Genomic DNA, 12,833 nt, shown 5'->3' with positions numbered 1-12,833 from the left:
ACACCAAATAACCTCGATACATTAACAATACCGTTTGATGTTGTGGCCGTTGATGGTGACGGCGATGATTCTAACCAATATGTATTGCCAATTGAGGTGCTCGATGATGCGCCAACGATCACTGATACGACGGTTGCGAGTACATTTGTCGTTGATGAAGACGACTTAGGCTCTGTTGTCGCTCAGGCGACAGGTGCATTTGTTACGACAGAAGGTGCAGACAAAGTAGAGGTTTACGAACTACGCAATATCTCAACTCTAGAAGCGACGCTATCGTCTGGTAATGAAGGTATTAAGATCACTGAGATCACAGGTGCTGCTAACGCGACCACCTACCAAGGTGTAACTGACCCAAGCGGAACGCCAATTTTCACATTAGTGTTGACTGATGATGGTGCTTACACGTTTACCTTGCTTGGCCCTCTCAATCACGGCACGACACCGAGCAACCTCGATACACTAACAATACCGTTTGATGTTGTTGCTGTTGATGGTGATGGTGATGATTCTAACCAATATGTATTGCCAATCGAGGTGCTAGACGATGCGCCAGTAATGAGTGCGCCAACGGGTGAAACGGTTGTCGATGAAGACGATCTTACTGGCATTGGTTCGGATCAATCTGAAGACACAATTATCAACGGACTGTTCACGGTCGATGAAGGTGCCGATGGTGTTGTGAAGTATGAACTGGTTGATGAAGACTTGGTTCTGACTGGCTTAACCTCCGACGGAGAAAGTTTAGAGTGGCTAGCTGTTTCACAAAGCGGCACAACATTTACTTACGTTGCTCAAACTGCAACGAGTAATGAAGCTGTGTTTGAGATTATTTTCGATACCTCGGATAACAGCTATCAGTTTGAATTGTTTAAACCACTTAAGCACCCTGATGGCGCGAATGAAAACGCAATTGACCTTAACTTTTCTGTTGTTGCAGAAGATTTTGATCAAGACCAATCAAACGCGATCGATTTGAAAATCACGGTGACTGATGATGTTCCATTGGTGACAACTCAATCGATCACACGAATTGAAGGCCAGGGCTATGGTAATTCCAAAGTTGACATGTTTGCTAATGCGACGGATGTCGGCGCGGATGGCGCGGTACTGAGTCGAATTGAGGGCATTACCAGTAATGGTGCAGATATTGTTTTCCGTACAGGAAACAGCGGGCCGTACAGCAGCAGTTTCGATTTAAATAGCGGTAGTCAACAAGTACGAGTGTACGAACAAACCGACGATGGTAGTGGTGGCGTGGACACCCGTGAGCTAGGGCGTTTGCGTATCAACTCAAATGGCGAGGTTGAATTTAGAGCTAACGGCTATCTCGATCATGACGGCCTAGACACCATCGATTTTTCGATTAATGTGATTGCGACGGATGGCGATTTAGATACCTCTGAAACACCGTTAGATATAACGATTACTGATAGGGACTCTACAAGAATCGCTCTGAAAGTGACGACCTTCGAGGATGCGGGTAGAGACTCAACCATACCTTATGCAACAGGCGATGAGCCGACTCTTGAGAATATTCAAGATAACCAAAATGGTTTGCCTAATGCGCCAGCTCAAGTTGCGCTGCAAGTTAGTCTGTATGACCAAGATAACGCTGAATCTATTGGCCAGTTGACGATTAAAAGCCCGAACGGAGGTGATAGTCATCAAGGTACTTTTTATTACTTTGATGGTGCTGACTACATTGAATTAGTGCCTGAGTCAAATGGGAGCATTATATTTGGTCCTCCTCAACTCGAACAAAGCTTTGCTCCAAATCCGAATGAACCAAGACAAACTATTGCGACGATAGACAACTTGTTCTTTGTTCCGGACCAACACGCTAGTTCGGATGAAACTGGTGGGCGCGTTCGTTATGAGCTAGAAATTGAGAAAAATGGCAATACGGATCACACCGTTAACTCAAACTTCAGAATCGAGATTGAAGCGGTAGCGGATATTGCAACGTGGGATGACGCCAACAGTACTTATCAGTATCAAGTGAATGAAGATGAAGACAATGTTACGTTGCAGCTGAATGCTGAATCGCAAGATAACAGTAATACTGAGACGATTACCTATGAACTTGAAGCGATTCAGGGTGATGGGAAGTTTGAGTTACTTGATCAAAATGGCAATGTGTTAACGCCTGTTAATGGTGTTTATATCATCGCATCTGCTGATATCAATAGCACAGTCGTTAACCCAATCGACAACTTCTCTGGACAAATTGAGTTCAAAGCGACGGCAATTACGGAAGAGACGCTTAACCCATACGATGACTCAGCGAACGGCGGGTTAGACAAAACGACCGCTCGCTCTGTTGAGCAAAATATTATCATTGATGTGACTGCCGACGCGGATCCTGGTTCATTCAGTGTTAACAGGATTCGTATTAACGAAGACAATATTGATGACCCAGACTACCTAGGTCCTCTGGACAACAAAGATGCCTTCACGCTAGACGAAGTCATCACAATGAACGGCTCAGTGGACACTGATGGTTCAGAAGAGCTATTTGTTCGTATCAGTAATATTACCGAAGGGGCGGTGCTTTATTTCCTTGGAACTACGACCCCAGTTCCTACAATCACCATTAACGGTATTGATTATCAGGAAGTGGCGTATTCCGATCTCGCCAACGTAGAGATTGTTCCGACTAAACACAGCAATGTCGATTTTACTTTTGATGTAACCGGTGTGGTTAAAGACACTGCGAACCTCTCTACTGGTGCACAAGTTGATGAAGAAATCCTAGGAACTAAAACGGTTAACGTTGAGGTTAAAGGGGTTGCAGATATTCCTTATGGCGGTACAAACGGTACGGCTTGGACAGCAATCACCGATGGCACAACACCTGGTGTTCAAACCACGATCCAAGAGAGCCAGAATGGAGACAGCTACGCCGAGCTTGATTTCACCGTGTTGTCGGGAGAGAGAAGACCTGATCCTGCAGCAGTAGATCAAACCCCATTACCTGACGATGGTTCAGAATCCATAACCGTTATCCTCTCGGGTATTCCTGATGGCGTTATTCTGGAAGACGGTGACGGTACCATTATTGACCTTAACTTTGTCGGTTACGAAACCGGTCCGGGTGGTAGCCCCGATCTTTCTAAACCTATCTACGAAGCGAACATCACTGACGCAGGTAAAACCTCAGGAATCCGCATCAGACCTGTCGATTCTTCAACAGAGAACATTCACATTCAGGGTAAAGTGATCGTGACTGAGAATGACGGTCATACGCTTACGTTTGACCAAGAAGTGCGAGTGTTAGTCGAACCTAGAATCGATACCTCAGCGACGTACAGCACAGTCACTAATGGCGATGAAGATACGGCGATCAGTATTGATTGGCACCCAGAGGGTACTGATTATATTGATGATGATGAGCATTTCACTTCTATTGTGATCAGTGCCATTCCGACAGATGTTGAAAGTGTTGTGGTTAATGGCGATGTAACTTGGGTTTACGATGCTTCAGCAGGCACTTTAACCATTACGCCGAAGAGTGGACAGACGGCAGAAGAGTTTACTCAAATTGCACTGAACAATAATTTTATTCAGATCACACCTGAACAAGACTCGAGCACCGACTTTAAGCTTAATACGGTTGTCATGATCGAAGAGCGAGATCATGAGTATGTTGATGCGACTGATCCTGGTCAGGGCATCGCTATCGCGACAATCACGGGCTCGATTGATGTTATCGTACGTCCAGTCGTTGAGCCGAAAGACGCTAGCAACAAGCTTATCGTCGATGATGTGCTGGGTACTGGAGCACTAGCAACCGTAGTTGCTGATGCAAACACTGGCGTGCTTAAGTTCACAACCAACAGCGATAATACATCGGTTACGGATGAGTTCGTCATTCGATATCAAGAAACAGATGCTTCGTCCGCTATCGAAGAAGTTGACCAGTTAGTTATTGAATTAACAAACGTGGACGGTTCGGAGCTATCAGATGCTGTACTCAATCAACTGCTCGTTATTGGCGCTGCTTATGAAGGCAATGGGCGCTGGGTTGTAACGAATGAAGACATATTTAGCATCAGTGCACCGAACGGCCTTGTTCTTCCTTCAGGAAACAGCGGGGCAGGAGGGTTCAATGACATCAAGATGGATATCTTTAGCACGGTAATAGACCGAGGTGATGGTGCTGAGGTTGAGTCATCTACGGCCGCTCGTAGGGACGGAGAAGTCACTCTGTCATTCCCTCAAGTGGTGGCTGGGAGCACTAAGGTTGCAGCCGATATTGATATAACACCAGACAGTGTTGTTGATGCGATTGAGGACACCCAGTTAGATCTAGGTACGGCATTGAATGGTTTAATTACTTTCTCGGGCGAAGATGACTCAACTGATCAAGTGACCATCATTATTGATGACAGTGTGACCATTAATCCAGGAGCGGTGAACGAAGTCACCTTCCCAATTAGTTTATCGGGAAGCAGCGACCTAGACTTTGTTAATGGCAAATATGTATTCCAGACTACCGTCGATCAAGGGGTCTCGACCGACCTCTCTGGACTACTGCTTAACTTACCAGCCGACTACTCCGGCGACTTTAGGTTGCCGTTGACGATAGTAACTAAAGACGTATTGTCGGGGGATGAGAAAACTCTAGTGACAGAAGTAGTCATTAAAGTTGCTCCTGATGTTGAAGGTAACCCAGATATTGACGTTACTGTCGTTGGTTCGCTTGACGATTCGTTTAACCCTGTCGATACCGACGGTCAAGCAGGGCAAGATCCAGTCGGCTACGAAGATACCTATATCCAACTTGATTTCAGCTCGACCATTGATGACCAAGTAAGCGGAGTTGAAGGTGGTGACGAAAAATTCACCTCTATCACACTGACGTTAAATGACACGAGTGTTGGGGCTTTCTATACCAGCGCAGGGGTATCGATTGGCACATCGGTGACCTTTAATGAAGCTGAGATTAATGCAGGCGCGTTGGATAATGTACTATTCCGACCGGCGTTAAATTACCCAACAGATAATGACGTAAATCAGGTGCAAGTGAATGTCAGCGGGACGATTACCGATACTGCTACATACAATGATGCAGCTTCGCCAACTGGCAGCGCGACTGATACCGATACTTTCTCTACCAATGTCAGTTTTGAAGTCGTTCCTGTGGTGGATGACGTGTCTGTCACTGGCCCGGGTAGCGATCCTGATGTTATCGAGATTACGGGTACTGAGGACCAGCTGATTTCTTTGTCGGGCACAGGGCCTGTATCGATTGCACTGACTGACCTTGATGGCTCAGAACAGTTTGTGTCGATTAAGTTTACAGATGTACCTGATGGCTTCCAGATGCGTGCAGATGCTGGTTCGGCATACACGGTGAAGAATAATGGTGGTGGTGAGTGGAGTGTTCAACTACCTCAAGCATCAGGGTTATCGTTCGACTTGAGTGAGATTTCGATTTTACCGCCTAAGGACTTCAGTGGTACGGCTGAATTTGGTGTTGCCGTATTTACTCAAGAATCTTTGTTGGGTGTGCCTACTGCAGCATCAAATCTGCCAAGCTTTAAGCTGCATGTGGTACCTGTGGGTGATGATGTTGATACTAATCCAACAGATTCTGTGACAGGTAACGAAGGTCAAAACATTGATATCGAAATCAATGCGACGATTTTGGATAAAGAGCTATCTGCAACGGGCAACGGCACTTATACCGAGAATGCACCAGAGACACTTCGAGTAGAAGTTGCGGGCGTTCCTCAAGATGCCTCTATCTATTATCCAGACGGCACAACCTTGGCTAGTTATGATCCAGTTACGCAGCTTTGGACACTTGATGTTCCTGCACAGTCGCTCGATAAGATCGTATTCAATTCAGGTGAACACAATAGCGATACGGGTAATGTATTAGGCATTAATGGCCCGCTGCAGATTACCGTTCGCTCTGTTGATACTGACGCTGATAACACCGAATATTTGGGTACACCAACCAGTTTCGATGTTGATTTAGTGGTTGATCCGATCAACGACCAGCCGACGTTTGTGAATGTCACCAACATTGAAACGCAAGAAGACTCAAGTGGTGTGGCGATTGACAACTTTAGTATCTACGACGTTGATGCTAACTTTGATAATCCAGACGCTCCGTATGTTCTTACGTTGCAAGTCGATCAAACACTTCCGGGAGCGCAAGGTGTGTTTGAGTTTACGAGCTCACCTGACGTGACGTTTGTATTGCAACCTGGTGGCTCATTGGTGATTACCGGTAAAGAAGCCGACATCAATACCGCATTGACCAATGGAGCAGTGACGTTCAAACCCGATCCAGACCAGAATTACCTCAACCAGAGTGGTTTAGTCACGATCAATGCAACGCTCGATGATGGTGGTAATAACGGCTTGATTGACGCGGGTGATCCGAATACGGCTCAAACTAATCAAACTACGTTCACCATTAAGGTGACGGAAGTGAATGATGCACCTGTCGCGACAGACGTTGATTTAGGTTCGATTGCAGAAGATGGTCAAATCGTCATTGTTGAAGGGGATTTAATTGCAGCAAGCTCTGACCCAGAAAACCACAACTTAACAGTAACTGGTGTAACTCTGACTCAGGGACAAGGCCAACTAACCCGCTTTGAAAATGCAGGTGGCGCCGATGACGCGGCGATTACCGGACCATTCTGGCTATTTGTAGCGGACAACGACTTTAACGGTGACGTTAAATTCAATTACTCAATTACTGATGACGGTACAACTAATGGCGCGGATGACTTCCTAACCGACAGTGCTGAAATTAGTCTTGAAGTAACGGAAGTGAATGACGCTCCTGTAGCAACGGACATCGACTTAGGCAACATCCTTGAAGAAGGTCAGTTGATCATCAAAGAGGGCGATTTAATTGCTGCGACGAGCGATCCGGAAAACGACACGATTACCGTGACTAATCTGGCGCTCGATGAAGGCCAAGGTCAACTACAACGCTTCGAGAACGTAGGTGGTGCTGATGATGCTACGATCACTGGCCCATACTGGGTATTTACGGCAGCTGATGAATACAACGGCAACGTTAAGTTTACCTATACCGTAGAGGATGATGGTACAACCAACGGCGCTAATGACTTCCTAACGGATACAGCGGAGATCACCGCGATTGTCGATGGAGTGAACGATACACCGGTCGTTAATGGTGACAGTGTCACTACGGTTATTGACGAGGATGCTGGTCAACTGTTGAGTGGTATCAATGTCAGTGACCCTGATTATGTAGATACATTTTCTGATGATCTGATGACCGTCACGCTGACGGTGGATTACGGTACATTGAATGTATCACTTCCAGCAGTGACGACGGTTGTTGTTAACGGCAACAACACGGGTTCAGTCATCTTAGTGGGGACATTGAGTGACCTGAATGCGTTGATTGATACGCCAACCAGTCCAAATGGTGTTTTCCTTGATGCGAGCCTGTCTCCAACCAATAGCATTGGATTAGAAGTTGTTGCCAAAGACAGCGGCAACCCTTCAGGTATTGCGATAGAGACAGCACCTGTGGTTTACAACATCGCGGTGACGCCAGTGGCGAATGCACCAACCCTGTCTATCGATAGTGCGACTAACTACGTGAGAAACATTACTGCGAGTCAGTCTGTGAGTGCGAGTGGCATTCCTTTAGTTGGGATTATCGCAGCCTTAACGGACATTACAGAAGAGCTAACGCTGCATATCAGTGATGTACCTGCTGGCGCTCAAATCACCAGTGCTGCGGGTTCTGTGACGGATCTTGGCGGTGGTGTTTGGGTAGCAACGGCAGATGCAATTGAAAGCTTGCAAGCGGTTGGGCTTTCTCAAACTCCAGGTAACTACACACTGAAAGTCGAGGCGGTTTCTGAAGAGACTGACAACAACGATACAGCAACCTCTGCATCGATTGACCTTAACTTGAACATTGTGTCTAACGCAGTTGATATTAACTTGGCTTCGGAAACCGATGATGTTCAGTTACTGGCTGGTGCTAATGCGACTGACTTAACGGGTGGTTCAGGGAATGATCGACTTGAAGGTGGCGCAGGTGACGATACGCTTGTTGGCGGTGACGGTAACGACACCCTGATTGGCGGCGGAGGCTCAGACATTCTGACTGGTGGTGATGGTATGGACTCGTTCGTATGGCTTAACATCGAAGATGGTGTTGAAGATACGATTACCGACTTTGATTTGTCGGAAGGGGACAGCATTGACTTGAGAGAAGTGTTGCCGGAGCTTAAAAATACATCTCCAGACATGACCGCGTTGCTACAACAAATAGACGCGAAAGTGGACGGGGATGATATTGAGCTTACGATCAACCCGGATGGCTTAGGTACTACGGAACAGGTGATTGTGGTTGAAGACCTTGCGCCACAGCTAACCTTAAGTAGCACCATGCCTTCGGACATTCTGGATGCATTGGTACAGCAGAATGTGATAACTCACGGTTAAAGCGAACCATTGAACCATAACGAAAGAGGCCAGCATTGCTGGCCTCTTTTTTGTTACGGTATAAATTGAAAAGAGTTACTTAAGGGAGTTGTGGATCAGGAACTCTTCTTCAACACCTTTCAATTTCATCTCATCCATAATGAAGTTCACCGTGTTCAACAAACGTTGTTCACCTTTAGGAATCAGGTAGCCGAACTGACTGTTGGTGAACGGGGTTTCGCAGCGGGCCGCTTCAAGACGTTCGTCAGTTACCTGATAGAACAGACCTTCAGGGGTTTCTGTCACCATCACATCAACTTTGCCTTCTGCTACTGCTTTCGGTACGTCGAGGTTGTTCTCGTAGCGTGTGAAGCTTGCGTTCTGCAAGTTCGCGTCGGCAAAGATCTCGTTAGTGCCGCCAATGTTCACGCCCACACGAACAGAAGAGTGGTTCACTTTCTCAATGCTGTCGTACTGTTCTGCGGTGCCTTTCGCAACCAAGAAACACTTACCAAAGGTCATGTAGCCTTGAGTTTGTTCCGCGTTTAACTGACGCTGCATTTTACGCGTAATGCCGCCCATCGCGATGTCGTACTTATCGTCGTCTAGGTCGGTCAGTAGATCTTTCCATGTGGTACGAACAATCTTCAATTCAACGCCTAATTGCTCCGCGATGTGCTGTGCAACATCGATATCGTAGCCAGAGTAGCTTTTACCATCGAAGTAAGAGAAAGGCTTGTAGTCGCCAGTAGTGCCCACACGAAGCGTGCCTGATTTTTGAATATCTTCTAGCTGGTCAGCTTGTGCGACACCAGAAAGTGCCAGAGCAATGGAAGCAAGTAATAGTGATGTTTTTTTCATTGTAATTGTCTGTTGTGTTTGTGTTGTCATTCAAAGTAACAGAAACAATCAGAGAAAGAGATCAAACCATTGGAAAGGTTGGAAAAGAAGATGAAACGAGGGCAGGAGATAGGTATTTCTATAGCTTGTGAGCATTGATCGAGGTGCGTTTCATATTCCGTTTTGATAAACCGAAGACAAACAAAAAGCCCATGTTATCGAATAACATGGGCTTCATTTTGGTTTAACTTGTTAGCTGCTTATTTAGCTGTTTAGCTGTTTAGCTATTTGGCAACTGACTCGTTGTTCATCTTAGCCGGAGCTTTAGATGCGTTAACCAATAGGATACCAACGGTTAGTACCATTGAACCACATAGTAGGAACAACAAGCGTCCTGTTGGTTCGTTTGGAATCAGAGCCATTGCTAGGATACCGAAACCTGCTGTGCTGATAAGCTTACCAAGCATTGAACGCTGTTTAGTATCTAGGTTTTGTTGCTCTTCACCTTCCGCTACAAGCGGCGTGTTCCAGTTAGTGAATAGTTGGTCAACTTCTTTCTCACGCTCTGGCGATAGGCCTTTGTAGAAGCGAGAAGTCATGATGAAGTAACCACCTGTGAACACTACGTGAGCAGCTAAGCTAAGACCTACTTTCAAGTCGCTCCATTCACGGCCTGTAAGCGCTGTTTCTAGACCAAATAGGTTCTCGATGTCTTCTGCTTGCAGAGAGATACCGAAGATGTAAGAAACGAAACCACCAACCACTAGAGTAGACCAACCAGCCCAGTCAGGTGTCTTACGAATCCACATACCTAGTAGGACAGGGATAAGCATTGGGAAGCCAATCAACGCACCTACGTTCATTACGATATCGAACAAGCTTAAGTGACGCAGAGAGTTAATGAATAGACCAATCGCAATGATGAAAATACCCATCATGATAGTCGTTATCTTACTTACAATAACCAGCTCTTTCTGAGTCGCATTTTTACGAAGAATCGGGCTGTAGAAGTTCATTACAAAGATACCAGCGTTACGGTTCAAACCTGAATCCATAGAAGACATCGTTGCAGCGAACATTGCTGACATAAGAAGACCAACCATACCTGCTGGCATTACGTTTTGTACGAATGCTAGGTAAGCAGCATCACCGGCTTTGTCGCCCATTGATGTGTATTGCTCAGCGAACTCAGGCATGAATGCACTAACGTACCAAGGTGGTAGGAACCAAATTAGTGGACCAACAACCATAAGGATACATGCTAGGCCTGCCGCTTTACGTGCGTTTTCACTGTCTTTTGCACATAGGTAACGGTATGCGTTGATGCTGTTGTTCATTACACCGAACTGCTTCACGAAGATGAATACAACCCAAAGGATGAAGATGCTCATGTAGTTTAGGTTGTTACCTAACATGAAGTCGCCGTCGAAGTTAGCAACAATGTTAGTTAAGCCGCCACCGTGGAAGTAAGCTGCTACCGCACAAGTGATTGTCACGGCCATGATTACAAGCATTTGCATGAAGTCAGAAGCAACAACCGCCCAAGAGCCGCCGGTTACTGCCATCAATACTAGAACCATACCCGTTACCACAATGGTAGCTTCCATTGGGATGTTGAATACCGCTGCTACAAAGATAGCTAGACCGTTTAGCCAGATACCTGCAGAGATAAGGCTGTCCGGCATACCTGCCCATGTGAAGAACTGTTCAGACGTTTTACCAAAGCGCTGACGAATAGCTTCGATCGCCGTTACCACACGAAGTTGGCGGAACTTTGGAGCGAAGTACATATAGTTCATGAAGTAGCCAAAAGCATTGGCTAAGAATAGGATTACAATAACGAAACCGTCATTGAATGCGCGTCCTGCGGCACCTGTAAACGTCCATGCTGAAAATTGTGTCATGAAGGCAGTTGCACCAACCATCCACCACAACATTTTGCCGCCCCCTCTGAAGTAATCGCTTGTAGAGGTGGTGAACTTACGGAACATCCAACCAATTGCGATTAAAAAGAAGAAGTAGGCGAGAACAACAAAAGTATCAATAGTCATCTTTTCAGCCTTTTAAATATCATAATTAACTGGGCTTAGATTAACGCGTCCCAAGGTTTATTTGTACTACAATATGTCTTTAGTATGATCTAGGTCGCATTGATTTTCCGATCTCTAATGCGCCTCTATATAAGTATTTGTTTTAATTGAATTTAAATGTGAGTGTATTTTGTTTGAGATCTAAAATAAATTGAGGGTTAAATGTTTATATGTATTACAATATAAACAAAAGCGCTTACTTTGCCGTATCTATAAGATTTTAATTATAACCGTAACAAATGTGCTACAAATTGGTGTGTTGTGCGACGACATTCACGTTAATTTGGAACCCTATACTGAAAATTTTTGTATTGAGATTTCAAGTGTAGCTCATTGTTTTCACTTCGCTATTTTCTGTTTATCTGCGGCCATGAAGCCTTTCTATGCTATTTATTCATCATAGAGGTGCGTATTTGGAATTTTTGTCACTGAGTGGGCGTTAAACTCGATGACGGGACACATTTTGCGGCGCACTTTGTCTATTGTGGCCATCAGTGCATGCGATGAGAGATGTTTGACGACGTATCGAAAAGGAACATTGCTGGATAAAGGGCTGGGTAAAAGGGGGTAGATAGGCAGTAGGGACACCAGTAACGCTTCGTTAGATGCATACTGAAGTCGATTGAAAGCTTACATTACTTGTTATTGCCTGTCTTAGTCGCGGAGCTGGACGAGCCCATAGAGAGAAAGGCGATAAGGTGTGGGGGAAACATAATGTTGATTGAGCGTGTTTTACGGTTAGTCAGCGCAATAAATGACAGATAACAAAAAGCCCCACCGAGGTGAGGCTTCATCACTCAATCTAAAACAGATTAAGCGTTAACGTGATCAACTGCGTCACGAACCAGCTTGCCTAGTTCGTCCCACTTACCTTCGTCGATAAGGTTAGTTGGAACCATCCAAGTACCGCCACACGCAAGTACAGAAGGGATCGATAGGTATTCATCAACATTCTTCAAGCTTACGCCACCAGTAGGCATAAATTTAACAGGGTAAACCGCTGTTAGTGCTTTAAGCATACCAGTGCCGCCAGAAGGCTCAGCAGGGAAGAACTTCAACGTGCGAAGGCCCATTTCCATTGCTTGCTCAACTAGGCTTGGGTTGTTAACACCCGGTACGATTGCAACACCCTTATCGATACAGTATTGAACAGTGCGCGGGTTGAAACCTGGGCTTACGATGAAATCAACGCCAGCTTCGATAGATGCATCAACTTGCTCGTTAGTCAGTACAGTACCTGAACCAATTAGCATGTCTGGGAATTCTTTACGCATGATGCGAATCGCTTCGATTGCACATTCTGTACGAAGCGTGATTTCTGCACATGGCATGCCGTTTTCAACAAGTGCTTTACCTAGAGGGATAGCGTCTTCAGCACGGTTGATAGCGATTACAGGAATTACTTTTAGGTTTGCTAGTTGTTCATTTAATGTCGTCATGAATTCTTTCTCACGTTAAATGTGGGCT

The 12,833-nt window shown here is 45.6% G+C and carries 4 protein-coding genes; 1 reads left to right on the top strand and 3 read right to left on the bottom strand.

Going from position 1 to position 12,833, the window contains the following annotated elements:
• On the top strand, positions 1 to 8,457 hold an 8,457-nt coding region (locus AB4493_RS20555), incomplete at its 5' end, for a cadherin-like domain-containing protein (protein ID WP_372155722.1).
• Between the two features lie 75 nt (positions 8,458 to 8,532).
• Here the strand turns inward: AB4493_RS20555 and AB4493_RS20550 are convergent.
• The 3 genes from AB4493_RS20550 to AB4493_RS20540 all read right to left on the bottom strand — a co-directional run bounded on the left by AB4493_RS20550 (position 8,533) and on the right by AB4493_RS20540 (position 12,805).
• Positions 8,533 to 9,297 (bottom strand): transporter substrate-binding domain-containing protein, encoded by a 765-nt coding sequence (locus tag AB4493_RS20550; protein ID WP_017061488.1) that lies wholly within the window; start codon positions 9,295 to 9,297, stop codon positions 8,533 to 8,535.
• A 263-nt stretch (positions 9,298 to 9,560) separates the two neighbouring features.
• Complete coding sequence (locus AB4493_RS20545; RefSeq protein WP_017061487.1) at positions 9,561 to 11,327, bottom strand: sodium:solute symporter family protein; 1,767 nt, start codon at positions 11,325 to 11,327, stop codon at positions 9,561 to 9,563.
• Positions 11,328 to 12,178: 851 nt separating this feature from the next.
• Entirely contained in the window at positions 12,179 to 12,805 is a 627-nt protein-coding gene (locus AB4493_RS20540; protein WP_017069898.1) for a bifunctional 4-hydroxy-2-oxoglutarate aldolase/2-dehydro-3-deoxy-phosphogluconate aldolase, read from the bottom strand.
• Between the last annotated feature and the right edge of the window lie 28 nt (positions 12,806 to 12,833).

This window comes from Vibrio sp. 10N.222.55.A1 (assembly GCF_041473835.1).
In the GTDB taxonomy this organism is placed as follows: domain Bacteria; phylum Pseudomonadota; class Gammaproteobacteria; order Enterobacterales; family Vibrionaceae; genus Vibrio; species Vibrio crassostreae_C.
Note: the sequence above shows the minus strand (reverse complement) of the source record. Positions and strands in the feature narration are given on the sequence as shown.

Excerpts from the sequence above, each read along its gene's own strand:
- AB4493_RS20540 (WP_017069898.1), bottom strand. The coding sequence starts at position 12,805 with ATGACGACATTAAATGAACAACTAGCAAACCTAAAAGTAATTCCTGTA.
- AB4493_RS20550 (WP_017061488.1), bottom strand. The coding sequence starts at position 9,297 with ATGAAAAAAACATCACTATTACTTGCTTCCATTGCTCTGGCACTTTCT.
- AB4493_RS20545 (WP_017061487.1), bottom strand. The coding sequence starts at position 11,327 with ATGACTATTGATACTTTTGTTGTTCTCGCCTACTTCTTCTTTTTAATC.